This is a genomic window from Siminovitchia jepli, assembly GCF_047228825.1.
Lineage (GTDB): Bacteria > Bacillota > Bacilli > Bacillales > Bacillaceae_C > Siminovitchia.
Genome location: NZ_JBFEGN010000053.1, coordinates 1 through 26,875, shown reverse-complemented (window position 1 = coordinate 26,875; position 26,875 = coordinate 1). Strand labels below are relative to the sequence as shown.

Genomic DNA, 26,875 nt, shown 5'->3' with positions numbered 1-26,875 from the left:
ACCGCAAGGGAAGCCTCGAGCGAGTCCCCTCGTTCGACAGAACGATTTGTGCGCGAACGTCGTGTGGAAAAGCTCCAATCCGCAACCAGAACCTCATCTGGAAATGGGAAAAGCACAAAGTACACACACGCCATTGCGATTTGTGGCAATGGAACCGTGACCCTTTATGGTTACGGAACCTCCCCATTTCAATGGGGAGAGGTTTCAGATGGAAATATAAAAAACGGGCAGTGTTTACCGCCCGAAATATTTAATCCAGCAGCCGATTATTTTCATCCACTTCCATCACTTTTGCATTGGGATGTTCGCCCGGAATAAAACCGGCTCCCCGGCAAACACTGCAATTATATTGCCACCCCTCATCATCAGCAAGCATTCCTGTTCCTTCACAAGCCCTGCATATGTTTTCTCGGTCAACTGCCATAAATGATCCCTCCTTGTTTTTATTTACCCATACTACTGCTTTGATGAACCATTTTTTTGCCTTTCCTTCACCCAGTTAATCATCCCGCCTTTTAATAACACATCGATCTGGCGCTGGGATAAAGCATGATTTACTTCAATATCAAGGTTTTTGTTTTTGACATGGATTGTAAATTCATTTCCCTGCTTGATTTTTGTTCTTACATTCTGCAGTTGAAGGACGTCCCCCTGCTCCAGCCGGCCATAGTCTTCCTGATGCTTAAAGGCTAGCGGCAGGATCCCAAAGTTGACGAGATTTTGCCAATGGATGCGGGCAAAATCTTTTACTAATGCAACTCGCAATCCCAAATATCTCGGGGCAAGCGCCGCGTGCTCCCGGCTGGAGCCCTGTCCATAGTTATATCCGCCCACGATGGCATGCCCGCCTTTAATAACAGCTTCCATTGCCCTTGTATAGTACGTGTGATCAATGATTTCAAAAGCAAATTTGCTGATTTCGGGCAGATTGCTCCTATAAGGAAGAACACGGGCTCCGCCTGCTAAAATTTCATCCGTAGAGATATTGTCGCCCATCTTTAGCAATACAGGCACTTCCATCTGGTCCGGAAGCTCATCCATGGGTGGAATAGAAGCAATGTTCGGTCCTTTATACAACTCAACTTTTTGTGCTTCTTCAAACGGGAGGGGAGCATCCAGCAAAGTATCGTCGATTGTTGGATTTTTCGGTTCTTTCACTTTTGGATACGGCATATCAACTGTTCTTGGATCCGTAATTTCTCCAGTCAAGGCTGATACAGCCGCTGTTTCGGGACTGCATAAGAATACACTGTCCTCCTGGGTTCCAGACCGCCCGGGAAAGTTTCTCGGTGTAGTACGCAGGCTGTTTCTTCCTGTAGCAGGCGCCTGGCCCATCCCAATACAGCCATTGCAACCGGCTTGGTGCAGCCTGGCACCCGCTTGAAGCAGGCTTGCAATATGGCTTTCTTTTACTAAATCGGTCAGCATTTGCCTCGAAGTCGGATTAATGTCAAATGAGACGCCCATTGCCACCTTTTTCCCTTTTACTATTTCTGCAGCAATGGCAAAGTCTCGGAAACCGGGGTTGGCCGATGATCCGATATAGGACTGGTAAATAGGCGTTCCGGCAACTTCTGAAACAGGCACGACATTCCCAGGGCTGGAAGGTTTGGCAATCAGGGGTTCCAGCTCAGATAAGTTGATCTCTTCTTCCAAATCGTAAGTGGCTCCCCTATCCGCTTCAAGTTCAATCCAATCTTCTTCCCTTCCTTGTTCTTTCAAGAAGCGCCTGATTTCCTGATCGGACGGGAAAACGGTGGCAGTCGCCCCTAATTCCGCCCCCATATTGGCTATAACATGCCGGTCCATCGCATTTAATTCATCCAAACCCGGCCCAAAATATTCAATGACCTTGCCGACCCCGCCTTTTACGTCATGTCTGCGAAGGAGTTCAAGAATAACATCCTTTGCGCTGACCCAATCCGGTAATTTTCCGGTCAATTTGATCCCCCACACTTGAGGCATTTTGACGTAAAAAGGTTCTCCCGCTATGGCTAGAGCAACATCCATTCCTCCCGCCCCCATGGCTAGCATGCCCATGCATCCGTTTGCACACGTATGGCTGTCCGAGCCAAGCAAAGTCTTTCCCGGCTTGGCCAAACGCTGCATATGAACCGGATGGCTTACCCCGTTTCCCGGCCGGCTGTAATACAATCCGAAACGGCGGGTGGCGCTTTGCAAAAATAAATGGTCATCTGCATTTTTGTTATCGACCTGTATGATGTTATGGTCGACATATTGTGCCGACGCTTCTGTTTTCGCACGGTCCAGCCCCATCGCCTCAAGCTCCAGCATCACCATCGTTCCGGTCGCATCTTGGGTAAGGGTTTGATCAATTTTCAGGCCAATTTCTGTACCTGGGATCATTTCACCTGATACAAGATGTGATTGAATCAATTTCTGGGTAATATTTAACGGCATCTTTCTTCCTCCTGTACGAACCTTATATAACGGTTCTCATACTTTTATTTATGATTGTTAATTGCGTAATGAATTATACGCAACTCCTCTGGCTGAAGATCTGTTATTGTTATACCTTTACAGATAAAGGTATAAACGAGGGTTTTAATGAAAAAGCCCTGCCTGTTTCGATTTCTCCAGGAACCCCTTTGTCTTTCTGTTGATCGGCTCTTTAAGAAAGGTGCCAAACAACACGGCTGCCAAACCGAAAATGGATAGGAAGAGAGTATCCTGCAATACTTTTGGCCAGACAATGCCCCCAATGGCTTCCCTCATCAAATCGACTGCATACGTGAAAGGCAAAAAAGGACTGATAATCTGAAAGAACTCTGGCAACAAAACGACCGGGTACGTTCCGCCGGAACCAGCAATTTGCAATACGAGCATTACGATCGCCAACGCTTTGCCAATATTGCCAAACACAGAAACAAGCGTATATACAATCAGCATAAATACCAAACTGATCAACAAGCCAAAGACAGTCATCCAAAAAGGATGTTTGGCGGGAACCCCCAGGATGAAGAGATCCCCCGAAGTGACAATAATGGTTTGTAAAAAACCTATGGAAAGGAATGTAAAAAGTCTTCCGAAATAAATCTGTCTTCCTGTATATCCTTCACTGTTCGCTACGTCCACAGCAAGGAGCGAGATGAGAAGAAGTGCGCCGACCCAAATGGATAAAACGGTATAAAAAGGGGTCATCCCAGTTCCGTAATTTTGAATGGGAAACACTTTATTTTCATTTAACAGGACCGGCTCTTCAAAAAAATTTTTCTCGGCACGCGGATCATTCAAAAGCAGTTGAATGATTTCATTAATATCTGTTTCTCCTTGTAGTTTACGAATTTTATCCGCAAGTTCATTCACCTTTTCATTCACATACGGAAATTGGCCGTGGGCGTATACCAGCGCTTCTTTGCCTTTGCCCAAATTTTTATCCGTCCTGTTTAAGATCCGTTCTGCTTCCGGTAAAGAATCCTGTATATCCGTCAAAATTTTCTTGGCCCCCGACAACGTATTTTGGGCCTTCGAAATTTCATTCATTATGGCCGGCTCAATATTCTCCTTATACTCTTTTGCAAAGGCATCGATTTTGACGGTGGTATTGCCTGCCATTTGCTTCAGGCTCGCCAACGTTTCGTTAAATTCTTTCTTTTTGTTTTGCAGAAACCCGTTTAATTCGGCAGCTTGCTCCTGAACTTGCTGCAAATCCGCTTTTATTTCCCTCGTTTTAACGATGGCTTGATTAATTTGTTCATCATTATTTGAAGGCGTGTATTCTTCACCATCCGCCTTTTTATTCTGGTCATTCATATTTTTGGCCTTGGTTAACGCTTCGTCTATTGCGGCCAATGTACCGATGGATTCATTTAGTCTTGATTGCATCCGGCCATAAATTTCATCCCCTTTGCTTAAGTCAATATCCTCTGTCTGTACTCTATCAAGAAAATCATTGACATCTTTGGCAATCCTTTGGACTGTTTCCAAATCCTTATGGATCTTCGGTGCCATTTCCCGAAGCTTGGCATCTGCCTTGGAAAGAAAATCCGAGGTTTTATGAATGGTCCCAAGGCCATTGCTTGTCAAACGCTTTGCTTCAGGAAGCAACGATTGCGCTTTATGGATCATTTCCTGGGCAGATTCAGCGTCCTGTAACGATTCATTCATTAACCGGTGAATTTCAGGCAAATCCTCTTCCAGCTTGAAGACATATTGTTCAAACCGCTCAATATCCGGCAAATCTTTCTGCAATTCAACTCCTATTTCGTTAAACAGCTCGAATATCACACCGTTGACCGTTGCAATAAACTTGCTGCTCACTTGTTCTACAATCATCGATGCTCCTTTTTGTGTAATTTTCGGTGAAATGGAATTGATTTTCTCGTTCACGTAATACTCCATCTTTGCTTTTTGCGGCCGGTCTGAAATGACTGTTGCAAGCCTTTCGGAAAAATTCCCCGGGACAACCACGACAGCATAATAATCACCATTCCTGAGTTTTTTTATGGCTTGTTTCCGGTCTGTAAAGTGCCATTCCAAATCATCGTTCTCTTTCAACGTGTTCACCAATTCCTTGCCTGCATCAATTGCTTTTCCCCTGATCTCAGCACCCTTATCCTCATTAACGATGCCAACAGGAATTTGATCTGTATTTGCATACGGGTCCCACATCGCTGCAATATTCAGCCATGCATATAGTGAAGGTAGCAAGACAAGACCGCCTGCAATGATGGCAGCGGCCCAATTCGTACCGATATTTTTTATGTCGTTTAAAAAAATATGTACAATTCGATTCATGTAAAATCCCTTTTTCAGTTAGTTATTTTTAATTAATATACCCTTCCTTCCCTTCCTTAATCTTCTGTACAAATTTTGAAACTTTCAAGCATCCTCGTACGTAAAGGAAAGTAGAACTCAATATGAGAGGAAGCGATCAAATGCTAATTGTGACAACAGAAAACATAGCCAACTATAAAATTGTTGAAATTAAAGGACCTGTTTTTGGCATAACGGTAAGGGCAAGAGGAGTCGGAAAAGACATTGTTGCATCATTCAAGGGTTTATTAGGGGGAGAAATCAGCCAATATACAGAAATGCTTGAAGACGCCAGAAAACAGGCTATTGATCGAATGGTACAAAATGCCAAGGCCATGGGTGCGAATGCTGTAACGATGATGCGCTTTGATTCGGGAGAAATCGGCCAAAACATGAGTGAAATCATTGCTTATGGGACAGCAGTGGTTATAGAAGAGGTTTAGCTCCGTTGAAGTGGATTGTGGGATTTTACGGCATACAAATATTGCTGTTCATTGTTCTCATTGTCGTTTCCTGGCTGATTTGGGATAAACGTTTCAAAAGAAAACACGGACGGGATGTTCCGGAGGGTTTTATTAAAACAACTGAAGTAAACATTGATCCGACTACTAAAAAAAAATTAATCGTCTATTATCACCCTGAAACAGGCGAACGCTTTTATAAAGAGGAAGATTGACAAAAAAACCATAGCCTATTAGAATATCGTTTTTAAGGACTGTATAACGGTTGGGCTGATGTCCCGGCTTCGCAACCATAGCAGCGAATACACGAGGCTCTCCTGAAATTGCTGATCGTTTGTCATGCTTGATGGGCTTTCACCCAAAATTCGGGCACCATCTTGACCATTTTTATAATTTACTCCGGGTTTCGGGCACTAAAAGCCTTTCTTCTTGACTTTTTTGCGCTAATACCCGGGCTTTGGGCATTGTCACCCAATAATTTTTTCGCTTTCTTTCCTAGCTCGGGAATCTTAAACGATCAAGTTCGCTTTTAAAAGACGCTGCCCACTGTATCATCGAAATTGGGCAGGCCCCAACCGCGGCTTTATCCAGCCTTCTAAACAAGCATACATTTAAATAAAAAAATAAGGCGTAAACTGTCCATCACTCAGTTTACACCTTATGATTAAAATATTATTTTTTTGGGAGCTTATTCCTGAACAACGGCAGCTTCTCCAAATAAATAATATCATCACGGTCAGCTGCATTTCCTTCCGCCAAAATAGCTGCTCTTGCCACAACATGACCGCCTGCCTGTTGAACAAGCTCCTCCAGGCCGCGAATGGACTGTCCGGTACTGATGACATCATCGATAATGGCCACCCGCTTCGCTTCTATTTTCTGAACATCGTTGTTGTCAAGGCACAACACTTGTTTTTTCTGGGTAGTAATGGATACAACCTCATGCATAAGCGGTGTTTCCATATACGGTTTAATGCTTTTCCGCGCTACAACATAGTGCTTCATGCCAAGCTGTTTGGATATTTCATATACGAGCGGTATACCTTTTGCTTCCGCAGTCACCAGCACATCCACTTCGGGCAGCTTGCGCGCAAGCAATGGGGCGGCATAAGCCACGAGCTCTGTATCGCCCAAAATAACAAAGCTTGCAATGCTTAGTTCATCTGAAACCGAAACGACCGGCAGTTCTCTTTGGATATCACCAACTGTTAACGTGTATGTCTCCATCTATATCCCTCCTTAAAAACCGAATAATCCGATGAGAAATTGAATAATCAATCCGGCAAGCATTCCAAGAAACGGATCAGTGATCGCTGTTACAACCATTGTGATTCCACCAATCAATCCGGAAGCAGGTTCACCTGTTGAAAAAGCTGAAGCCGCATTGCCGGGAAATGTTACAATGGCACCCAATACAAACAAAAAGCCAGCGATCGAGGAACTCGGAACATATTTACCAATTTTCGGAAGCAGGCCGGCGAATAAAATAATGGCCATGAGTGACATCATCAATACACCTGACCAAACCGGATGGGGAGCGCTCGCAGTTGCAGAGATAACCACCTCTACAGGTGCTCCTCCAAAGAAAGAAGAAACCATGTCAGCAAGGCTGCTGATAACAGTTAAAACATCGACATTGACATCGGTTTTGGCAATATCCCCATTAATCTTTCCAAATGCAATGTTGGCCCCGATATTTAAGCAGACCATTGCCAATGCGCCGCGGATGACCATTGGATTTATGACCAATTTTCGGCGTGTAATTTTTTCCTCTGATACTGTCTGAATGCCTTCGTCTCCATTTTTTGTAAGAAAATTATATACAATACTTGAAAGAATGACCGATATTGTAATCGTATAAACGAGGTCCTTCGTAGCCATGTAAACTATTAAGGCACTTGCAAAGGATGTGATCCCTACCATTTTATCATTTTTAGCCATATCCCATGCGACCTTCGATAACATGATTCCAACGCCGGCCATCATCCCGGAGGTAATAACAGGGCCAATCCAATCTATAATTTTTTCAAGCAGGCCGAATAATCCAATCGGGACCATAATCAGTGCCCCGAAAAACACCATCGAAAGCCGCTCACGCATGTTTTTCCCCATCGTACCGGCCAGTGTGATCGTTTCAGCCTGATAAGAAATAACCGGTACCGAACCCATAATCGCGTTCCCGCCGGCTCCTACAACAAAAGCCAACGCTGTTGGAATAGAGGCAAAACCAAAAGTCATCGCAAGAAGTCCCTGAGGAAGCCCGTTTAGTACCACGCTAAGTGCTGCCAAGATGTCTTTAATGATATCCATTTTACACTCCAATTCTAACTTATATATAAATGAATCATCACAGCTTTCACTGGATCATTCAATCTATATATAAATATTTTTCTAAATACGAACATTATCGAGTTAACAATAATTATTGTACGTGTTTAGAAAAAACTTTCAAGTACTTTGATTAAAATTCCAATATTTAATAATTTTTTATTTCAAGGTTATTTTCATGCATTTTATTTGTGGTATGAAAAAGAGAAGGCTATAATAGCGAAGTGCATTTTTTTAATATGGAATGGAGTGATGACATCATGAGAAAAATAACCTTCTCCATACTGGGGGCGCTTATTTTAGCTTCCTGTTCCAGTGACGGCCAAAAAGCAGAAACTTCAAAACCGGAGCAAAAACACGAGGAAAATATTAAAGAAAATGAAGCTTCCGGGACACCCGGTCCCCAGGAGGAATCCGTAAATTTCGAAGAACTTCCTACAATCAACGAGATCATGGAGAACAAAGAATACTCAATGCAGGTGGAAACTGACAATCAAAACAAGCGAATATTATTTTTTGAAAATGATAACGGAGAAAAGTTATTTAAAAGTATTTACATTAAACATGATCAGCGCTTAAAAGTAATTGATCTGGCAAAAGATCAAATGGTATATAATGAAAAAATTTCCTGATGGCAGACAGCCCCCGTCTGGCTTTCAATCATTCAGGTGGGCTTTTTAATATATTCGTATTTGAATAACAGCCTTCAAGCTGTATCTTATTTTATATGTCTATAAAGGCACGGTAATTGCATTTGGCTTCTATGCAGCCCTTTCAGCTCATTGGAAAGACCTTCCTAAGAATAGAAGGTCTTTTCTCAAATGATGAGCTTTAAACTTCCGACAACAGACTTCTTTCCCAATCCGATTCAAGCCTAACCTTTGGAACGGGAGTCGGTTTACCATTGTCATCAATGGCAACCATCGTAATCGTGGACGTTGTCGTAATTCGCTTTTCATCTGTTTTCAAATGATGGCATTCCACTTTTACATATACCTTCATTGAAGTATTTCCCGTCGAAAGGACAAAAGCCTCCAGCGTTAATATGTCCCCCACTTTTGCCGAGGACAGAAAGTTTACAGTATTGATGGACGCGGTGACAACCCCTTTTTTGGAATGCTTCATCGCAGCAATTGCTGCAATTTCATCAATATAAGCCAGGACGGTTCCTCCGAAAATAGTGCCCATATGATTCGTATCAGGTGGAAGGACAAGTTTTGTCTGGATCGTCCTTGATACATTTGAAGAAATTTCTGTTTGCATAAGAACGCCTCCTTCCTTTTGTTGATTGCTGCTAGTTTTTCGCTAAATACAAGGTTTCATGATTTTTTCTTCATAAACTTTTTAAATCATAGTACACGAAGAGGTATATGACAACCTCATATGAAAGCCGGATTAAAGAACCTTTCCTGTCCATTTGAAATGGGAGCCGGCACTGATGTTCTCTTAGGGGCGAATATTCAAATCAAATATAAAAACCAGAGCTTTCTATAAGTTGGAGAGCTCTGCCTCCTATTTACCCAACAATTTCTTCAGAAATATATTTTCCCATGTTTTCCACGGAATGGCGTTTTTCAAGAAAAGAGCCGTTTTTACCCCTCTGCCTACCGGGTACCTGAGCCTGCCCGCTTCTTTCCTCATACATAGATCAGCAATGAGTGAAGCGACGATTTGCGGATCTTCGTGCTTAGCTTCGCCTTTTTCTAATTCACGTAAAATCGACTTCATATAAAAAGAATAGGGCGAAGAGTCCGGCATCGATTTCCGGGCAATTCTTTTTCCCGTTGACCAGATCGATGTTTTGAATGATCCCGGTTCAACCAGAAGTACATCAATACCAAACGGCTTCGCTTCCAAACGCAAACATTCGCTCCATCCTTCCAGTGCATGTTTGGAGGCCACATAAGGAGATATTCCCGGAAAGCCTACTTTGCCGGAAATACTGCTTATATTGATGATTTTCCCCTTCTTTTGCTTTCTCATTGCGGGAAGAAAGGCCTGGGTAACGGCAATCAATCCGAAGAAGTTCGTTTCAAATTGCTCTTTATATTCTTCCACACTGACTTCCTCGCAAAATCCCCCCATCGCAAAACCGGCGTTATTAATTAGTATATCGACAGGAGGTATTTCGCCAAGCAAAAAGTGGATCGCTTCCGGGCAAGTCACATCAAGCCGAACGATTTTCACTCGGTCTTCAACTTGATGATGCCGGCATAAGCGATTTAATTCTCCCGCTTTTTCCAAGGATCTCATTGATGCTATTACTTGGAAGCCCCGTTTTGCCAATTCAACGGCTGTAAGCAGTCCAAAACCGCTTGCGGACCCTGTAATGAAAGCTGTTTGTTTTTCCATTTCATTTCCCCGCTTTTAATACTTCTTTGCCAGATTCCCATAGATTCCACGGATATTTGTTAGGAGGAAAGTTCTCAACCCGAATCATTTCCTTTTTTACAGGATGTTCAAATTCCAAAGAATAAGCCCATAACGCAATTTGCTGTCCGGGACGGTTTACCTGCTGCCCGTATTTCTGATCCCCGTATAAGGGGAAGCCAGACGCTGAAAGCTGGACGCGAATCTGGTGGGAACGGCCTGTGTGAAGCTTAACAGACAACAGGCTCATCTTGGCATTATTGGCAAGCATTTTATATTCCAACACTGCTTTCTTGCCGTTTTTATGATCCCGAGACACAGTTTGAACGATGTTCTTCCGGCTGTTTTTGAACAAGTAATGTTCCAATAAGGCTTCTTTTTTATCCGGGATGCCCCTTACAACCGCCATATACTTTCTTCCAATCTTATTTTTCTGCAAGGAATCAGACAGCCTGGACGCGGCCTTCGATGTCTTGGCAAACACCATAACGCCTCCTACGGGCCGGTCAAGCCGGTGGACAAGTCCAAGAAAAACGTTTCCAGGCTTTTTGTAGCGAATTTTAAGGTCGTTTTTTAAAAGTGACAATAAATCCGGGTCACCGCTTGCATCTTCCTGGACAGGGATGTTCACGGGCTTCTCAACGATCAGGAGATGATTATCCTCATATAAAATCGGAATTTCCATGTATAACCAATACCCTTCAATAGAATGTCATTTCCATTGTATCCCAGTTTAGGGTTAATAGAAACTCCTCCAAACCGCTAACATCTGCAATCCAAGGCTTCAGCGATGCAATGGATATGTCCGCCTGTACCTTTAAAGACAGGCATATAAACCAATTCGTAACGGGCTTTTCTCTCTTTATCCGGTTCCTCCCTTGCCCAATGCAGCCCTACAATGTGAAAGCATCCTTATATTGTTCAAATGCTTTTTCAAAATGATCCGGAATGCTATCAACCAAATGAGTGAAATAACGATTTACGCAGTCCGTCGCAAACCATTCACATAATTTTCCCGAAAAAGCACTCACTGTCATACTGATATACCCATCTTCAACCTGAATATCTTTTTCAAAACGATCAAAGGTAAAACAATAAGCATACGGAAGCAGCTCTTCCCCGTTATCATCAAAATCAACCAGCAGTGGGGGATGGAAGCAGCCAACGATTTAAAAGTTTCGCTTTATTTCCTCCAACGCAATCCTTTCGGGAAATGGTTTTTCAGGAAGCCTCCGGCAAGCTTTCCCCATCCAATCGAATAACCGTCTATATTGACAAGGTACCAGCCTTTTCTTCCTTCAGCCATCAAGGATTCGCCCCTCAAATATGCCATCATTTCATCAGAATCAACTTTAAAATTCAGTGAATGGTTTACTTGCTCCTGTTTCAGGGATAAAGCAAAAGCATGGGAAGGTTCAAAACGATTTTTCTTGAGTGTTCCCAAATGCCAACCAGGCCGAACCACTTTTAAATGCTGATAAGACAGCATTTCCTCAGGTATGACGTACAGCTGTTCACCAAATAATGCAAAACGGCCTTTCGGCACTTCTTTCAGATTTTCGGCTCCAAAATCCCAAAAGTGCTGCAGCTGTTTCTTATTAAGATGCTTTTCTATGGTTTTAGAATCTTTTTTTGGCAGGTCGCCATCTTTTTTTCTCATAATTGCAAAAAAGTGGCCTTCTCCTTTTAATTGATGAGGCCAAAGACGAATTGTTTTTTTCAGGCTTTCTGAACTATCCGGGATCCATTCACTCCTTCCGCCCCCAAACCCTTCAAAAATATGGATATCCTCTATTTCAAAGGCAGGCTCGTCCTTTAAAAACTCATTGATGACCCCTTCATTTTCTTCAGGTGAAAATGTACAGGTGGAATAAACAAGCCGGCCACCCGGCTTCAGCATAACAGCCGCATGCTTCAGTATATCCAATTGACGAACGGCGCACCGATATACATTTTCAATGCTCCACTCTTTACAGGCCTCCGGGTCTTTGCGAAACATACCCTCTCCGGAACATGGAGCATCGACCAAAATACGGTCAAAAAAGCCGATAAATTTTTTCGCTAGCTTTCCCGGCTCTTCATTTGTAACGACCGCGTTTTTGATCCCCATCCGCTCTACGTTTTGGGAGAGCACTTTCGCCCGTGCCGGATGAATTTCATTGGCGAGCAGTAAACCTTGCTGTTTCAGCTTGGCTGCCATATGTGTTGTTTTTCCACCAGGAGCAGCACATAAATCCAATACCTTTTCTCCTGGTTTTGGATCCGCCAACTCCCCCGCTGCCATCGCACTCGGCTCCTGGATATAATATAATCCAGCTTCATGATAAGGATGTTTGCCTGGGCGTTCTTCCGGAAGATAATAAAATCCGCTTTCAACCCAAGGGATTCTCTCCAGGTAAAATAGGCTGCTCTTCAGAAAATCATCGACGGAAGTTTTTAAAGTATTTACACGCAGGCCTTGCGTTTTCGGTTCCTCATAACTATTCATAAACTTTTGAAATTCTTTATCCGTTAATAACCGCTTCATTTTTACTTTATAACCTTCAGGAAGCAGCACGTTGTCCACCTCGCGCACATTAAATTCATCCCTATTATAATAAACGAACCCCCTGGGTAAATAAAAAGATTTATTTTAAAAAATTAACATTTTAAGCTCGGGAAATTTGTTCGAAAAATGTTATATAACAAGTTGAAAATATTAAAAATGTGCTATAATACGGATATGTCGGAAAATTTTGTTGAATTGGAGGGCTCATCGTGTATGTTCCGCTGCTTTTGACACAATTTTTAGACCGTGCCGTCAAGCTATATGGAGCTAAAACGGCGGTGATTGATGACGACCGGGTTTTGACTTATTCGGAGCTGAATGACAGGGTAAACCGCCTTTCCCACGGGTTAAAAGAACTGGGAATTGAAAAAGGAGACAGAGTTGCCTGTCTTGCCCCCAACACACTGGAAATGCTTGAAGGCTTTTATGGTGTATTCCAGCTCGGGGCCATTACTGTACCACTGAATATTCGACTAAAACCAGATGATTATTTGTTCATTTTAAACCATAGCGAGAGTAAAGTACTATTTGTGGATTGGGAATTGTACGGCCTTATCGGTCCTGTGCGTGATCAGCTGAATGTTGAACAGATTATTGTCCATGGAGGAAACAAACTTAAACTTGCTCCCAACGATCTTGATTATGACGAATGGATCGGCCGATTTCCGGCAGTACCGTACCCGCGTGAAGAAATGGATGAAAAAGACATTGCCAGTCTGCTTTATACGAGCGGCACAACCGGCAACCCTAAAGGGGTTATGCTTACCCATCGAAGCAATTACATACATGCCCTTCAAGTGATGCATCATTTGCGGGTAAGCGACCGTGATGTACTGCTCCATGTATTGCCCATGTTTCATGTAAATGGATGGGGATCTCCATTTTATTACACAGCCAACGGAGCCACGCAGGTCATGTTAAGAAAAACACGGGCGGACATCATTTTTGATAAATTGCAAAAATACGGTGTGAATGTGATGCATATGGCTCCGACTGTACTTAATACGCTGCTGCAATATTATGATGAAAAAAAGATACGGATGGAACAAAATGTCAGAGTAGTCATTGCCGGTTCAGCTCCGCCGCCTTCGTTTGTCACCCGCGTTGAAGAAGATTTGGGTTGGGAGTTCATTCAAGTATATGGATTGACTGAAACGTCGCCACTCATTACCACTTCAATTATTCGCGCCCAGCATTTGGATGAATCAAAAGAAGTGCAATACCGAATGAAATCCAAAGCCGGCTATCAAATGATCTGCAGCGAAGTGAAAGTGATCAATGAGAAGGGTGACGAAGTGGCTCATAACGGCCGGGAAATCGGTGAAATTGTAGTCAGAACAAACGGCGTGATGGAAGGCTATTGGAAAAATGAAGAAGCAACCAATACTGTCATTAAAAACGGATGGTTCCATACCGGAGACATGGGCATTGTCGACCCGAACGGGAATATTGAAATTGTCGACCGAAAAAAAGATGTCATTATAAGTGGAGGAGAAAACATTTCTTCCATTGAGGTGGAAGGTGTTCTATACGAACATCCGGCGGTTATTGAGGCTGCTGTTATTGCGATTCCCCACGAGACATGGGGCGAAACCCCCCATGCTGTTGTGGTTGTCCGTGAGGGTCAGACCGTAACGGAAGCGGAAATCATCGCATTTGCCAGAGAGAGGCTTGCCCATTTTAAAGCACCTACTTCGGTAAGCTTCGTCAAAGAGTTGCCCAAAACCGCCTCAGGGAAAATTCAAAAAGTGCATTTGCGAAACGAATTTTGGGCAAACAAGAGCAAGCTGGTCAACTAGAACCATCTTTTAGTTAGATGTAGCCGCTATCAGGATACAGCAGTTTGTAGGAAATTGTCCGGTAATGGGAAGCCTTCCCCTTAATAGAACAGAAGAGTCTACGGGGATTGCGATCTGTTCCTTATTTTGTTCATTTACCTTGCTTTATGTTAAAAGAAATTGTACGATAATATAAGTGTTTTTACATTTTTAGGAGGATTATTAAAAAATGACGCATTCTATAAGACTTCGTTTCCCAACTTTGAACCAGTAATTAAATACGTTCAAAGGCTCTGTTTTGTGATACAGAGTAAACGGGATAAGTCTGTCCTTTTTTAATAACCTCATTTCATATAAAGCGAAACTTCAATCAACGGGGGCTTCATCCCCCACTGATAACAGTGAAACAAAGGCTAAGATTGCAACGTCCTGTTGGCAAGCTCAGGCAGCGACGTCCTCGAAAAAGCTTACGCTTTTTCTTCATGCGATGACATTCTGTCGAAGCACATCCTTTCGCTTCGCTTGTACTGTACATCCTGTACGTTGCAAAAGCCTTTGTGGTCGCCATCCTGTCGACCCGAATCAATCGGGATAATACCGGCAGCTGATCTCACACCCGGCTTCTTCGATTAGATTCAAGGTGGGAGTTTTACTGCCTGATAATGCGGGATAAAAAATATGCAATGGTTAGAAAGGCGGGTTTTTCTGCCTTTCTTTATTTTTGTCTTAAAATCCTTCCTGCTTAAACAAACGACAGGTTTATTTGGTGACGGCTTCATAAAGCCAGTAATCCCAATAAGGATGGGACTTCTTCCCTTTACCCTGAATCACAGGCAGACGCCCTGTGATTTTTTATTTACGAAGGGAAGATAAAACATGAACAAAAAAATTGATAAACGTACTAAAAAAATAAACCGTGGACAATCTCCAAATTTTTCTGGACAGCATTTAATGCATCATAAAAAGCTGATTCATGAGATTGTAGATCAAGCAAAAATCGGCATACATGACACAGTTTTAGATTTAGGTGCCGGAAAAGGAGCTTTAACGACAGTTCTGAATCAAAAAGCCGGAAAAGTATTGGCAGTAGAATATGATCGGAAGTTTATTGAAGTTCTTAAACGAAAGGTGACTCATAATCCAAATACTAAAGTCATTCATCAAGATATTTTGAAATTGCGGCTGCCAAATGAACCATTTATTGTTGTGTCCAATATCCCCTATTCCATTACAACACCGATTATGAAAATGCTTCTTAATAAACCTTCAAGTGGTTTTCAAAGAGGAGTGATTGTGATGGAAAAAGGTGCAGCCATAAGGTTTACGTCAAAATATGTAAAAGATTCATATGTGATCGCTTGGAGAATGTGGTTTGAGATACGATATGTTAAAGGGATTTCAAGAAACAGCTTCTCTCCCCCGCCAAAAGTGGATTCCGCTATGATCACGATCAATAGAAAAGCAAAACCGATTGTACCCGTTGCGGATTATAAAATCTTTTGGGGACTGGCCGATTACGTGCTAAAAAAACCAGCACTGTCTATTGATACAGCTTTAAGAGGCGTATTTACACCGCCCCAAATGAAACATTTAAAAAGAAAGCTTGGGATAAAAAGCGATTTTCCGGTTGCGTGTTTATCAGAATCGCAATGGGGAATCATCTTTGAAACTATGGTCAAGCATGTTCCACGATTTAGATGGCCCAAAATAAAAAAGGGGAAATTCGCCTCCTTTTGAAGTGTTAAATACGTTTAGGCAAAAACAGCTTGATTTGCTCTTAGAATGAAGAAGTAAATGGGTCAGATATATTCTGGGAAAGTGGGGCTCCTCCTCTTTCCACAACAATTGTGCAATACCCGACTGTTTTACGAAAAAACTGTTAGTGATATAACGTTTTTTTAACAGAATATACCATTGAAATCAAATTTTTTGAAAGGAAGCCACCAGACTCTTTTTACCATATCAGTTGTTGGAGGATTGCAATGTCGTCCATCCAAAACGCCGGAAACAAATAATTGTTTCCGGCCGGATTCACCAACAGCTGTACCGCACAACAATTTTTCTTTTAATGAAATGTATATTCCTTAGTTGTCTCGGAACTTCTTTTAAACTTCTTATTCAAAAAACTCCATATGCGGCTTTTCCTTCCGATAGTAATCCAACCTATCTTGCAGTGTTCCAGTATGAAACTCAAATTTATGTCCATCAGGATCCGTAAAATAGATCGACTTTTTATCTCTTTCATCCCTTGGGCGGCCTGTTAAAATATTGACATTCAATTTTTCCAGCTTGTTATACATTTTTTCAAATTCCGCTTCCTCAATTGAAAAAGCGATATGGGTATATGATTGGCTTATTTCATAGCGAGGTATGTCCTTTTCTTCATTTAACGCCAGCCATATTCCGTCTAAATCAAAGTAGGCAGTTGTTCTGCCCTTTACAAGCAAATGAGCGTTAAATACATTCCTGTAAAAATCGATCGATCTTTCCAAGTCGGAAACAGAAAATAGCAAATGATTCAAACCTTTTACAGACACCGCTGTTCCTCCCAAAAAAGTTATCTCTTTTTTATTTAACTATATATCCCGACAAAATAGAATAAAAGATTAAAAGTGATCCGCGGAATAGCGAGCTACGGCGGTATGGAGAAAGAAATGCTGCCAAAAAGGAATTGGGCATCAACCATGAATTAAATTCCTATCCGCCCTTGGCCTTCATGGCTGAAGGCTGTATCGCTTTTGCTCCCCGCTGAATGGCGGCTGTGAATACCCGTTAAACATGCTTTTTTTATATGGAAGATATTAGCCCCCCAATATGCACAGCGCAGTGTTGCTTGTCCATTCTCCTCCTCAGGAATCTATTGATCCATTATCAGCTGATAACTTGGATAGCCTTAGTCTTGCAACGGATTCTTTGGCAAGATATATCAAGCGGAAATTAAACTACACACTTTTCCTAAATCTGTATACAAAACAAGGTAAATCCCCAGTGTCCAATTTTTCCAAAGAATCCCCATGTCTGGTTATGTCAGAAAAATGTGATTTGCTTTCATTCTTCCATCTTTCAATGAAGGCTAGACCACCGGATAATACGGTGCATATCTTGGATTTGCATAATATGGCGGTCTTGGGCCAATTTTAGGCATTAGCCAAGAACGGCGATTGTTGTCATATAATATAGCTTCTTTTTCTTTGGATTGAGGGATTAACAGTAACCTAATCTCAGGATGATAATAATATTGCATGACAGCTGTCCTCCTATAGTTTTTTCCCTTTTAACGTATTCATCTGCTTCATGTGTTGAGCCTGTATCATTTTCCTGATGAAAGCCAGGCACGGCAGCCGCCTAATCAGCATAAGGTAAGCTGATGATAATTTGAGGAGGATTGACTGAAAGTGTCCAATAAAAAATATCCGTTGTATCCCAATTACGGAAAAATAACACGCTATGAGGATATTGCTATTACAGTCCCCGAACAACGCCAATATCGTCAACCGGGATTGGAGCGGTTAATGGTACCCAGACCCATTATTGAAAATCCGAACTATAAAGGCAGTGGAAAACTGGAAGGAAAAGTCGCTCTTATTTCCGGCGGTGACAGCGGAATGGGGGCAGCAGCTGCCATTGCTTTTGCGAAAGAAGGTGCTGATGTTGCGATAGCATATTTAGATGAGCATGAAGATGCCTACCGGACAAAAAACAGAATTGAAGAACTTGGCAGGCGCTCCCTATTATTGCCTGGAGATTTGAGAGATAAAGAGCAGTGCATTTTTATAGTGGAAAAAACAGTGAAAACGTTCGGCTGCCTTGATATTCTTTGCAATCATGTAGGCATCCAATTTCAGCAATTAAGTCTGCTGGACATTACCGATGAACAGTTTGATGACACCTTTAAAGTTAATATTTATTCCCATTTTTATACAACGCGCGCAGCCCTAAAATACTTAAAAGCCGGGAGTTCGATTATTAATACCGCTTCCGTTGTGGCTTTTGACGGAAACGCCCAGTTAATCGATTACACGGCCACTAAAGCGGCAAACGTAGGATTTACCCGTGCTTTGGCAAGAAACTTGGTGAAAAAAGGAATAAGAGTCAATGCCATTGCACCGGGGCGGATTTGGACTCCACTAATTCCATCCAGCTTTTCCGCAGACCAAACAGCCATTGTCAACAATCTGATGGACCGCCAAGGACAGCCATTTGAACTCGCACCAACATTTGTATACCTTGCCTCAGACGATTCCCGCTTTGTGACCGGGCAAGTGCTCCATGTGAATGGGGGACAGGTATTTGCTTAAATGAAATGGAAAAAACATTCCCGTAAAAAATAGTTGTTTTGAGAAATTAACGTCTTAAAAATTACGGTTTATCTTATTGGTAAAGATGATATTAGGGGTTAAAATGAGACAAATCAGCAACGTGGCGTGAAAGATAACATGAATAGTATTGGGCACAATTCCATGCATGACAGGCAAAAAAGAATGAGTATTGCCAAACATGGCTTTATAGCTTTCAACTCTATTCTCTGCACCAATTCCAAAAAAGTAAGGGATCCACCAATCTATGAGGACACCCGCCATGATAAAAGATTGATGGATAACCAGCCAAAGTTTGATCCAAAGAGGATATGTTTTGCCGATAAAAAATAATACCATCCCCATAAGCAGCATAATTTGGACTGTCCCGAATAAAGTAACAATCACCAATTCTGAGATTGGCCGGTTTACAGCAACGGAATCAACGTCATTAAGCGGTCCCAATGGTACCCAATCATGAAACATCATAAATAATAAGATGAACCCCAACCCCGCGATCAATACTTTTTCCGACCGGCGAATCTGTCTTACCATTTACTTTTCCCCCTTCTTCTTTTTTGTTCTTCATAAAACTTTATTACAGGGATTATTTTTTGAGCACCTGGCTGCAACATGAACTTGCATGATCATCATGCAGTCTCTTTAAAACTTTTCTTTTAAAGCTACTCTCTTTCATTCTTGCTTCTCATTATGTTTTATGTATATCTGTACACTTGTTGATGGTGAAAATATCACTTTGTACTGATCACCGACTTCCTGTTTTACTCTCTCCGTAAATAAAGCCCCCTTTCGATTATGCGCTTCCTCCAGCTCCTTCCCGCTAACTTTCAAACGATCCCTTTCCCAATCAATCCATTCGCCATATTTGCGAGACCAATCCAAAAGTTGTCCAGCCAACTTTTCCGAAATCGGAATATCTACTAAATCCAAATTTTTGCCGCAGCAATTACACCAAATCGGATCTGCACCAATATCTCCTTCTATTTTCAATTTTGTTGCTTGTCCAATATCACAACAGCAATTCAACAACAACACCCTTTCAATTGCAATGAATCTTACAATATACCTACGGACAACAATTGAAAAGGTTCCTTTCAATGAAGAAAGCCATCACGGCAGGTCTTTAGGAGCCCTCAAACAACCCTTTCGCCCTATTTCATCCCGAATTTAGAATAGGGTGCAGAAAATGAATCGTTTGGGTATGGTAATCAATGTGTCCCATATGGCAAAGAGTACTTTCTGGGATGTGATAGAGGTTTCCAAAGCACCGATCATCGCATCCCATTCAGGGGTAAAAGCATTAAAGGACTACCGGCAATCTCTCGGACGATCAGTTAAGAGGCTTTAAAAGAAGGCGGTGTTATTAATATCGTGTTCTATCCGGCATTTTTGACAGATTCTTCTACGGATTATTAAAAGGTGTTACAGACCATATCGACCATGTTGTGAAATTGATTGGCATTGACCATGTCGGCTTGGTTCGGATTATGACGGTGCCGCCTTGCCGGAAAATCTCCAGGATGCCCCCTAATTGTCTAAATTAGCGGAAAAGTTTCTTTATGAAGCAGGACATAGAAAAAATTCTCGAAAAAAATATGCTACGTGTGTTGAAAGAAGTAGAGAAAGCTGGGGAGCCTGACCCTGCAGCGCCGGTACGGGCCTTACAATTACACCTGCTTATGAAATGGGAAAAATTATTCAGGACGGCATTGGCCACAAACCTACTTTTGATCGTAAAACCTATACATTGTCACTGCAGTTAAATGAATCATTAAAAGAAAGATTCCACGTTGTAACCTTTGGAGCAGCAAACAAAGCCGGAAAAATCAAAAGGGAAACAAGAATCTTTTATATTAGTGATTAAAAGCAAAAGAACAGGTTCATTTGCTGTATCCCACTCACCGGCTGTCGAGAAAACTCCCGACAGCCTTTTGCCTGTTTTTCGATATCTTCAATTTTTCGCAGTACCCGAGCAGTTGCTTACTTCTCCCTTCAGTAACGAATGGGGGACTAAAATTCCCGACAACTCCACATTCAGATTCCTCGGTAACGAAAGGGCTTGAATTGAAGCAACTGTCTCTCTGCTGCGCCTTGTTCTTTTTTCACTACACTCCTCTCTCCTAACGGGCATACACCTAAAATCTGAACAACGATTGATATGGGTTTTTCAGAAATCGTTGCATTTAAGAAATTATCTTTTTTTTGCTAAAAAGGCTTTACAAAAGGCAATCTCAATGTATAATAACCATTATATAACACTTGTTATATATCAAATGATACATTAAAGGAGTGAGCCATCTTGCCGCCTAAAAAGAAATTTTCCAAAAAACAAATCATTGATTCCGCTTTTGAAATTGCAAGAACAGAAGGAATCAACGGCATAACCATCAGAAAAGTCGCAGACCGATTGGGAAGCTCAATTGCACCCATTTATGTCAACTTTAAAGATGTGGAAGAACTTAAACATGCTGTTGTAATGAAAATCGTTGAGATTAGTCAGCAAATGCTAATCGAACATGATACCGGAAACCCGTTTCATGACATGGGCGCAGCAAGTCTTCGATTTGCGAAAGAATACAGCGTGCTTTTTAGAGACTTTCTACTGAACCAAAATGATTACATGGATGAATACAACCAAGAAATAGGCATTGATCTGATCAGGCAAATGAAAAATGATGCGGATCTTGAAGGCTTTACTGACGAAGAATTGATGACCATTTTGCTGAAAATGAGGATCTTTACAGTCGGATTATCTGTGATGGCAGCCAATAGAATGCTGCCAAGTGAATTCAGCGGAGAAATGGAAATCGAGTTATTAGACAGTACCGCCGCTGATATCATAACCGGTGCACGTCTTCGAAAGAACGGAGATTAAAATAAAGGAGTTGGGATGCAATGAAAATGAATGGGATACAAGCAGCACTGAAAGACAACTTTAAAAAATTCGTCCTTAAGGATAAAAATATACACAATGCATATTTAATGGTCCACTCGGAACGCTCGGGCATTCACTTGAATATGGCTGAAGGAGCTACAGACAACATGCCTGCCCATCCGGAACAGCCGTACTTCATTGCCAGTGTTGGCAAGTTATTCACCTCTGTTTTAGTGGGGATTTTGACAGAAAGAGGGATGCTGTCGTACGGAGATTCAATCATTGATCATTTGGAGCCAGGCTTGCTTAAAGGTTTACATGTTTATAAAGGGAAAGATTATACAGCCGAGATCAAAGTAAAACATTTGTTGAATCACACATCAGGTTTACAGGACTATTTTGAAGATAAACCTGAATTTGGAAAAACGATGATAGATCACCTCCTGGATGAACCATCCCGATTCTGGACTCCCCAAGAAACCATTTTATGGTCAAAACGACATTTAAAATCTCATTTTCCTCCTGGGGAAGGGTTCCATTATTCAGACACAAATTATCATTTATTAGGTTTAATCATTGAAAAAGTAACGAGCAAACCATATAAAGATGTACTTAAGCATTACTTTTTCGAGCCATTGGGCATGAAGCACTCTTATCTGCTCCAATATTCACAACCGATTGAAAAATCTCCATATCCCATAGCCGATTTTTATATACGAAAAATACCCGCAACGCATTACCGAAGCTTAAGCATTGATTATGCAGGCGGCGGAATCGTCTCGACATCAAATGATTTATTGAAGTTTATGAAAGCTTTGGTCCGAAATGAACTCATTCATCAAGACACGATGAAAAAAATGAAAGACTGGGCCAAATATTCTATCGGCATTGATTACGGATACGGACTGATGAACTTTAAAACCATACCGCTACTGATGCCCAGAAAATATAATGTGTGGGGTAACGCCGGCATTACTGGTTCCTTTATGTTTTACCATCCAGAAATGGATGCCTACTTTATCGGTTGTCTTAATCAGTTTGAATACCACAGAAAAGGAGTGATGCTCATGTTTAAAATGATCAATATACTTTCCAAATATGACGCCAAATAAAAGAGGAGACAGTTTATGAAATGTCAAAAGCAATATCTATAGGTTGTTGCTTTATTCGTTTCAAAAAGTATATTACGCACTTTCGATAGAATCCTTGACATTGTAGAAGGATATATGAATCACCCATTATGCATGGAACATGGCAACCGGCATGGCCAAAACCGTCTTGGTTTTTTTTTCTGCATGGAACCGGTTAATCAACCTGATTCCATATGGCGGTCATTTTTGGGGCGGCAATGATCATTTTCCCTGTGATCGTATGGAGAACAATACCCGAAAATCAGCGGACTCATCCTTTTTGCGCTTCTAATACTTTTGGCAGGGAAATATATATTGCTCCGACTGCATCATTTCCCACATGCCGGCAGGTTCATTTTATGTTTAAAATTGAACCTGCCAATATAATATGCCCCCCAGCGTTCGGAGTATGATTTATTCTAAAGTCTGCAATATAAAGTACACCGATGTTACTACATAACTTCCCTTCATGCCTTTTCAAGTGCAACACAGAATTCCTGCTCCTGAAATCTAGGACAGCATATTTTTTTGCAGATGGCCTGATACCTAAGTTTTAATTAGACGCTCAGACACTTATTTTTCTACTCAGTGATTTTGCCTGCATTTGATACATCTTGTTGTAGATGCCGTCTCGCGACAATAACTCATCATGAGTACCTTGCTCTTTAATGACACCCCGTTCCAGTACAAGAATTCGGTCGGCATTTTTAATGGTGGAAAGACGGTGGGCAATAATGAATGTCGTCCGTCCCCTCTTCAGGACGTCCAACGCATGTTGGATGATTTCCTCTGTCTCCGTATCAATATTGGATGTTGCCTCATCCAATATTAAAATTGCGGGATCGAAGGCAAGCGCCCGCGCAAATGAAATCAGCTGACGCTGGCCGGAAGACAGTGTGCTGCCTTTTTCCACCACGGGCTCATCCATGGCTTTTTCAAGATTTCCAAGCACACGTTCGCCGCCAACTGCTCTTAACGCTTCTTCTGCCATTTCCCTTGTAATTCCCGGGTTATTTAAACTTATATTAGAGAAAACGGTCCCTGTAAATAAGTATGGATCTTGCAAAACAATGGCCATGTGCCTGCGTATCGTCTGTCTCGGCACCGTTGTGATGTCTACACCGTCAATTAATATCCTGCCTTTCGACGGATCGTAAAAGCGAAATAATAAATTCATGATCGAGCTTTTTCCGGAGCCTGTATGGCCAACGAGCGCTATGGTTTCGCCCCGCTCCGCTTCAAAGGATATGTTTCTCAAAACATATTCATTTTCCTTATAAGCGAATGACACATCTTTGAAAACGACATGCCCTTCGTATCTTGGCATGGTTTGTCGCGACACTTCTTCCCCTGGTGTATCCAATACTTCGAACACGCGGCTGCCTGCAACGAGCGAGCGTTCAAGCTGGGAAAATTGATTGACCATATTCGTAATCGGATTGAACAGCTTCGTTAAATAATCCACAAAAGCGTATAATGTACCTGCAGTTACAAATGCTCCTGCTGCAATTGTTTTGGTTCCAAAGTAAAGAATGAAAATCGCAAACATAATCAAACGAATTGTATTGACCAAGTTAAAGGACGTAGCAGAATCAAGTACCAACACTTTGCGCTGGTAAGCATAATGCGCTTCGTTCATCTCATCAAATTCTCTTGTCATTTGCTTTTCACGCCGAAAGGCCTGAATAATCGGCATTCCTTGAATGGATTCATTGATCATGGCATTCAAATCAGCAATTTTGGCACGAATAACGCCATTATATTCCGAAGCATATTTTCTGTACAGAATCATCCAAAGATACACGGCCGGAAGCATGATCAGTGCAATCATGGCCATCTTCCAATTTAAAATAAACAGCGCCACATATACGCCGGCAATTGAAATGAGACTTGTCGCAAAATTTGAAAGGACCTGCACATATAGGTTTCTGACTGCCTCTGTATCATTAGTAACGCGGGCTACAATTTTTCCGGCCGGCAAATGATCAAAATATTGAATGGGCAATGTTTGAATATGGCCAAATACATCTTTCCGTAATTTTTGTACAATCCGGTTGGCGCCCATTTGCAAATAAACAAACATAAAGTAACGCAAAACCGCTGTCGCCAGCGCCAACATCAAATATAGACAAAGCAACCGGGCGATTGGCTCTATTTCAATGTTCCCCATTGTCATATGTTCATCGATAATATGTTTGGCAATAAATGGACCGGACAGCTCAGTAAAGACTGCTGCCGTCAAGAACAGGAGCCCGAGAAAAATGGGGCGCTTAAAATGCATCGCATATATCGTCAATCGTTTACCCGTACTCATGAGCCGCCTCCTTCCATATGCTGGCGGTCGAATTGTTCTTTATACCAGCCGTTTTGTCGAATGAGCTCCTCGTGTGTCCCGCGTTCGATGATCCGGCCGTCATCAAGTACGATAATTTGATTGGCGTGTTGTATGCTTGACAAACGATGAGTCGCAATGATGGTCGTTTTGCCTTTTCTTTCATTTTGAATGTTTTTGATAATCCTGGCCTCTGTGTTGGCATCGACCGCCGAGAGTGAATCATCAAGAATCAAGATTTCAGGCTCTTTAATGAGGGCACGGGCGATTGACACGCGCTGCTTTTGTCCTCCTGACAAGGAAACCCCTTTTTCTCCAACAAGCGTTTCAAGGCCCAGCGGGAGATATTCCAAATCCTTCTCAAACGAGGCAAGATGAATGGCTTTCTTTATATCTTCCTCTGTTGCATCTTCTTTGCCGAATAAAATATTTTCCCGGATGGTGCGTGAAAATAACACATGATCCTGTGGTACATACCCAATCCAATCAAGGATCTGTTCTTTTGTTTGTGAGGTTATATCAATTCCATCGATTGTTAGTTGACCAGCCTCAAGCGGATATTCCCTTAGCAGCTGTTTTAAGAAAGTCGTTTTTCCTGCACCTGTTTTTCCGACAATCCCCAGTGTTTCCCCTCTTTTAAGAGATAAAGAGATTTTCTGCAAATTTTCCCCTTGGCTTGTTGGATACTGAAACGCCAACTCATGAAAACCAATGACATTCGGTTTATTGATCACTGTCGGATTTTTTGAATTTTGTACATCCGCTTTATAGTTAAGGGTTGCCTGAACACGATCTAATGAAGCATTCCCCTGCTGCATGACATTGATCAATTCGGCAAAGGCAAATATGGGCCACACGGCAAGCCCCAAATATACGTTAAATGTAACGAGCTGGCCAACGGTCATTTCGCCATTCGATATCAGGAATGCACCGTATCCAAGCGAAATGACATAGCAGATGCCTGTTCCCAATCGGGTGATGGGACCGAATAAAGCGTCGACTTTGGCAGCCTGCATATTTTTTTCGTACACTTTTTCACTCATGTCGCCAAATCTTGCTTCATCCTCTTTTTCTTGCACATATGCGCGAATGACGCGCACGCCCGCCACAGATTCCAATACGCTGTCATTCATTTCTCCAAATGCAGCCTGTGCTTTCATAAACCGTTCATGTATCAACCGGCCATAATATTGGATGAATACTGCCATTACGGGTATCGGCAGCATCGCAAATAAGGTTAATTTCCATGAAATCATAAAACCCATGGCCAAAATAATCGCACCCAAATATAAAGTGGCATCTATGAGTGTCATAATGCCAAACCCTGCCGTTAAAGAAACAGCATTTAAATCATTTGTCGCGCGTGCCATCAAGTCGCCGGTGCGATTTTTTTCATAAAAAGTCGGGGTCATCTTTAAAAATTGCAGCATTAATTTGCGGCGCATCATCTTTTCCAGCTTGATGGCGCCTTCAAACAAACAATATTCCCAAACAAAATTTAAAACATAGCCTCCCACAATAATCACAGCGAATATAAGCAAATATTGGCCCAATATGACTTTCGTCATTTCTCCGGAAGTCAGAATATCGATCACGTTGCCGAGTAAATACGGCGGAACCACATCCAGCGCACTGGCCATGATCAATAAGACAATGGCCAGCGTATATTGCATTCGGTACTGTTTAAAAAACCATCCCAATTTTCCCAATACATCGAACATAAATCAAACCCTCTTTCTCAGGCTGTACATATGGCTACCCGCTATCAAGCAGCGACTTTTCGTAAATTATTCTTTTTGTTTTTTTGCACATTTCCACCTGCTCCTTTTTCCCAGAATCACTAAAAAATACCAACAAAAACGCATACCCTAAAAAGAGTATGCATCTTAAACGACCACCTGCTCAAAGCAGGTGGATTTTGACATAAATGTCGACGACTAAAGTCGTATTTCAGGCTGAAG

General features: G+C 41.9%; 26 protein-coding genes. 11 read left to right on the top strand and 15 right to left on the bottom strand.

Translation table 11 applies throughout. The annotated features are described in order from the left end of the window. Positions 1 to 250: 250 nt before the first annotated feature. From AB1L08_RS15510 to AB1L08_RS15500, 3 genes are all read right to left on the bottom strand, one after another. Positions 251 to 424: a hypothetical protein gene (locus tag AB1L08_RS15510; protein ID WP_413065559.1), complete on the bottom strand. Its 174-nt coding sequence runs from the start codon at positions 422 to 424 to the stop codon at positions 251 to 253. Positions 425 to 456: 32 nt separating this feature from the next. Continuing rightward, the gene (locus AB1L08_RS15505; protein ID WP_413065558.1) at positions 457 to 2,421 is read right to left on the bottom strand and encodes an aconitate hydratase; all 1,965 of its coding nucleotides are present in this window, start codon (positions 2,419 to 2,421) and stop codon (positions 457 to 459) included. A gap of 144 nt (positions 2,422 to 2,565) precedes the next feature. Next, positions 2,566 to 4,758 carry a YhgE/Pip family protein gene (locus AB1L08_RS15500; protein WP_413065557.1) on the bottom strand — a complete coding sequence of 731 codons (2,193 nt, stop codon included), beginning with the start codon at positions 4,756 to 4,758 and terminating at the stop codon, positions 2,566 to 2,568. Between the two features lie 140 nt (positions 4,759 to 4,898). Between AB1L08_RS15500 and AB1L08_RS15495 the strand changes: the two genes are divergently transcribed. Both AB1L08_RS15495 and AB1L08_RS15490 read left to right on the top strand, forming a co-directional pair. After that, complete coding sequence (locus AB1L08_RS15495; protein ID WP_413065556.1) at positions 4,899 to 5,219, top strand: YbjQ family protein; 321 nt, start codon at positions 4,899 to 4,901, stop codon at positions 5,217 to 5,219. A gap of 5 nt (positions 5,220 to 5,224) precedes the next feature. Continuing rightward, on the top strand, positions 5,225 to 5,452 hold the full coding sequence (locus tag AB1L08_RS15490) for a hypothetical protein (protein ID WP_413065555.1): 228 nt from the start codon (positions 5,225 to 5,227) through the stop codon (positions 5,450 to 5,452). Positions 5,453 to 5,909: 457 nt separating this feature from the next. Here AB1L08_RS15490 and AB1L08_RS15485 read toward each other — a convergent pair whose 3' ends face one another. Next, on the bottom strand, positions 5,910 to 6,464 hold the full coding sequence (locus AB1L08_RS15485; RefSeq protein WP_413065554.1) for a phosphoribosyltransferase family protein: 555 nt from the start codon (positions 6,462 to 6,464) through the stop codon (positions 5,910 to 5,912). 12 nt (positions 6,465 to 6,476) lie between these two features. Then, complete coding sequence (locus AB1L08_RS15480; protein ID WP_413065553.1) at positions 6,477 to 7,547, bottom strand: NCS2 family permease; 1,071 nt, start codon at positions 7,545 to 7,547, stop codon at positions 6,477 to 6,479. Between the two features lie 278 nt (positions 7,548 to 7,825). On the opposite strand from AB1L08_RS15480, the gene AB1L08_RS15475 reads away from it, so the two are divergent. Continuing rightward, positions 7,826 to 8,197, top strand: coding sequence for a hypothetical protein (locus AB1L08_RS15475; protein ID WP_413065552.1), 372 nt, complete (start codon positions 7,826 to 7,828; stop codon positions 8,195 to 8,197). 199 nt (positions 8,198 to 8,396) lie between these two features. On the opposite strand, the gene AB1L08_RS15470 is transcribed toward AB1L08_RS15475, so the two are convergent. From AB1L08_RS15470 to AB1L08_RS15455, 4 genes are all read right to left on the bottom strand, one after another. Next, positions 8,397 to 8,828: an acyl-CoA thioesterase gene (locus AB1L08_RS15470; protein WP_413065551.1), complete on the bottom strand. Its 432-nt coding sequence runs from the start codon at positions 8,826 to 8,828 to the stop codon at positions 8,397 to 8,399. A gap of 249 nt (positions 8,829 to 9,077) precedes the next feature. Then, positions 9,078 to 9,917 (bottom strand): SDR family oxidoreductase, encoded by an 840-nt coding sequence (locus AB1L08_RS15465; RefSeq protein WP_413065550.1) that lies wholly within the window; start codon positions 9,915 to 9,917, stop codon positions 9,078 to 9,080. Between the two features lies 1 nt (position 9,918). Continuing rightward, entirely contained in the window at positions 9,919 to 10,620 is a 702-nt protein-coding gene (locus tag AB1L08_RS15460; RefSeq protein ID WP_413065549.1) for an RluA family pseudouridine synthase, read from the bottom strand. A gap of 498 nt (positions 10,621 to 11,118) precedes the next feature. Continuing rightward, on the bottom strand, positions 11,119 to 12,510 hold the full coding sequence (locus AB1L08_RS15455; protein ID WP_413065548.1) for an RsmB/NOP family class I SAM-dependent RNA methyltransferase: 1,392 nt from the start codon (positions 12,508 to 12,510) through the stop codon (positions 11,119 to 11,121). Between the two features lie 182 nt (positions 12,511 to 12,692). Between AB1L08_RS15455 and AB1L08_RS15450 the strand changes: the two genes are divergently transcribed. From AB1L08_RS15450 to erm, 3 genes are all read left to right on the top strand, one after another. After that, positions 12,693 to 14,282 carry a long-chain-fatty-acid--CoA ligase gene (locus AB1L08_RS15450; RefSeq protein WP_413065547.1) on the top strand — a complete coding sequence of 530 codons (1,590 nt, stop codon included), beginning with the start codon at positions 12,693 to 12,695 and terminating at the stop codon, positions 14,280 to 14,282. Between the two features lie 208 nt (positions 14,283 to 14,490). Next, positions 14,491 to 14,535 (top strand): erythromycin resistance leader peptide, encoded by a 45-nt coding sequence (locus AB1L08_RS15445; RefSeq protein ID WP_106408210.1) that lies wholly within the window; start codon positions 14,491 to 14,493, stop codon positions 14,533 to 14,535. A 602-nt stretch (positions 14,536 to 15,137) separates the two neighbouring features. Then, complete coding sequence (gene erm, locus AB1L08_RS15440) at positions 15,138 to 15,998, top strand: 23S ribosomal RNA methyltransferase Erm (protein WP_413065546.1); 861 nt, start codon at positions 15,138 to 15,140, stop codon at positions 15,996 to 15,998. Between the two features lie 377 nt (positions 15,999 to 16,375). Here the strand turns inward: erm and fosM are convergent, their stop codons facing one another. Further along, positions 16,376 to 16,798: a FosM family fosfomycin resistance protein gene (gene fosM, locus AB1L08_RS15435; RefSeq protein ID WP_413065545.1), complete on the bottom strand. Its 423-nt coding sequence runs from the start codon at positions 16,796 to 16,798 to the stop codon at positions 16,376 to 16,378. Between the two features lie 536 nt (positions 16,799 to 17,334). Then, positions 17,335 to 17,505, bottom strand: a complete 171-nt coding sequence (locus AB1L08_RS15430) for a hypothetical protein (RefSeq protein WP_413065544.1) — start codon at positions 17,503 to 17,505, stop codon at positions 17,335 to 17,337. Positions 17,506 to 17,656: 151 nt separating this feature from the next. On the opposite strand from AB1L08_RS15430, the gene AB1L08_RS15425 reads away from it, so the two are divergent. Further along, positions 17,657 to 18,559 carry an SDR family oxidoreductase gene (locus tag AB1L08_RS15425; RefSeq protein ID WP_413065543.1) on the top strand — a complete coding sequence of 301 codons (903 nt, stop codon included), beginning with the start codon at positions 17,657 to 17,659 and terminating at the stop codon, positions 18,557 to 18,559. Positions 18,560 to 18,613: 54 nt separating this feature from the next. On the opposite strand, the gene AB1L08_RS15420 is transcribed toward AB1L08_RS15425, so the two are convergent. After that, a complete protein-coding gene (locus AB1L08_RS15420; protein ID WP_413065542.1) occupies positions 18,614 to 19,111 on the bottom strand; it encodes a hypothetical protein in 498 nt (165 codons plus the stop codon). A 138-nt stretch (positions 19,112 to 19,249) separates the two neighbouring features. After that, positions 19,250 to 19,603 carry a hypothetical protein gene (locus tag AB1L08_RS15415; RefSeq protein WP_413065541.1) on the bottom strand — a complete coding sequence of 118 codons (354 nt, stop codon included), beginning with the start codon at positions 19,601 to 19,603 and terminating at the stop codon, positions 19,250 to 19,252. Between the two features lie 160 nt (positions 19,604 to 19,763). Here AB1L08_RS15415 and AB1L08_RS15410 point away from each other — a divergent pair, with 160 nt between their 5' ends. From AB1L08_RS15410 to AB1L08_RS15395, 4 genes are all read left to right on the top strand, one after another. Then, a complete protein-coding gene (locus tag AB1L08_RS15410; protein ID WP_413065540.1) occupies positions 19,764 to 19,925 on the top strand; it encodes a membrane dipeptidase in 162 nt (53 codons plus the stop codon). Positions 19,926 to 20,261: 336 nt separating this feature from the next. After that, entirely contained in the window at positions 20,262 to 20,441 is a 180-nt protein-coding gene (locus AB1L08_RS15405) for a hypothetical protein (RefSeq protein ID WP_413065539.1), read from the top strand. A gap of 435 nt (positions 20,442 to 20,876) precedes the next feature. Further along, positions 20,877 to 21,452 carry a TetR/AcrR family transcriptional regulator gene (locus AB1L08_RS15400; RefSeq protein ID WP_413065538.1) on the top strand — a complete coding sequence of 192 codons (576 nt, stop codon included), beginning with the start codon at positions 20,877 to 20,879 and terminating at the stop codon, positions 21,450 to 21,452. Between the two features lie 26 nt (positions 21,453 to 21,478). Further along, complete coding sequence (locus AB1L08_RS15395; protein WP_413065537.1) at positions 21,479 to 22,564, top strand: serine hydrolase domain-containing protein; 1,086 nt, start codon at positions 21,479 to 21,481, stop codon at positions 22,562 to 22,564. A 583-nt stretch (positions 22,565 to 23,147) separates the two neighbouring features. Here AB1L08_RS15395 and AB1L08_RS15390 read toward each other — a convergent pair. Further along, on the bottom strand, positions 23,148 to 24,896 hold the full coding sequence (locus AB1L08_RS15390) for an ABC transporter ATP-binding protein (protein WP_413065536.1): 1,749 nt from the start codon (positions 24,894 to 24,896) through the stop codon (positions 23,148 to 23,150). Further along, entirely contained in the window at positions 24,893 to 26,635 is a 1,743-nt protein-coding gene (locus tag AB1L08_RS15385) for an ABC transporter ATP-binding protein (RefSeq protein WP_413065535.1), read from the bottom strand. The genes AB1L08_RS15390 and AB1L08_RS15385 overlap by 4 nt, the downstream gene beginning before the upstream one ends. Between the last annotated feature and the right edge of the window lie 240 nt (positions 26,636 to 26,875).

Coding starts and splice junctions, on each gene's coding strand:
- AB1L08_RS15510 (WP_413065559.1), bottom strand. CDS start 424: ATGGCAGTTGACCGAGAAAACATATGCAGGGCTTGTGAAGGAACAGGA.
- AB1L08_RS15505 (WP_413065558.1), bottom strand. CDS start 2,421: ATGCCGTTAAATATTACCCAGAAATTGATTCAATCACATCTTGTATCA.
- AB1L08_RS15500 (WP_413065557.1), bottom strand. CDS start 4,758: ATGAATCGAATTGTACATATTTTTTTAAACGACATAAAAAATATCGGT.
- AB1L08_RS15495 (WP_413065556.1), top strand. CDS start 4,899: ATGCTAATTGTGACAACAGAAAACATAGCCAACTATAAAATTGTTGAA.
- AB1L08_RS15485 (WP_413065554.1), bottom strand. CDS start 6,464: ATGGAGACATACACGTTAACAGTTGGTGATATCCAAAGAGAACTGCCG.
- AB1L08_RS15480 (WP_413065553.1), bottom strand. CDS start 7,547: ATGGATATCATTAAAGACATCTTGGCAGCACTTAGCGTGGTACTAAAC.
- AB1L08_RS15475 (WP_413065552.1), top strand. CDS start 7,826: ATGAGAAAAATAACCTTCTCCATACTGGGGGCGCTTATTTTAGCTTCC.
- AB1L08_RS15470 (WP_413065551.1), bottom strand. CDS start 8,828: ATGCAAACAGAAATTTCTTCAAATGTATCAAGGACGATCCAGACAAAA.
- AB1L08_RS15465 (WP_413065550.1), bottom strand. CDS start 9,917: ATGGAAAAACAAACAGCTTTCATTACAGGGTCCGCAAGCGGTTTTGGA.
- AB1L08_RS15460 (WP_413065549.1), bottom strand. CDS start 10,620: ATGGAAATTCCGATTTTATATGAGGATAATCATCTCCTGATCGTTGAG.
- erm (WP_413065546.1), top strand. CDS start 15,138: ATGAACAAAAAAATTGATAAACGTACTAAAAAAATAAACCGTGGACAA.
- AB1L08_RS15430 (WP_413065544.1), bottom strand. CDS start 17,505: ATGCAATATTATTATCATCCTGAGATTAGGTTACTGTTAATCCCTCAA.
- AB1L08_RS15420 (WP_413065542.1), bottom strand. CDS start 19,111: ATGGTAAGACAGATTCGCCGGTCGGAAAAAGTATTGATCGCGGGGTTG.
- AB1L08_RS15410 (WP_413065540.1), top strand. CDS start 19,764: ATGAATCGTTTGGGTATGGTAATCAATGTGTCCCATATGGCAAAGAGT.
- AB1L08_RS15405 (WP_413065539.1), top strand. CDS start 20,262: ATGGGAAAAATTATTCAGGACGGCATTGGCCACAAACCTACTTTTGAT.
- AB1L08_RS15395 (WP_413065537.1), top strand. CDS start 21,479: ATGAATGGGATACAAGCAGCACTGAAAGACAACTTTAAAAAATTCGTC.
- AB1L08_RS15390 (WP_413065536.1), bottom strand. CDS start 24,896: ATGAGTACGGGTAAACGATTGACGATATATGCGATGCATTTTAAGCGC.
- AB1L08_RS15385 (WP_413065535.1), bottom strand. CDS start 26,635: ATGTTCGATGTATTGGGAAAATTGGGATGGTTTTTTAAACAGTACCGA.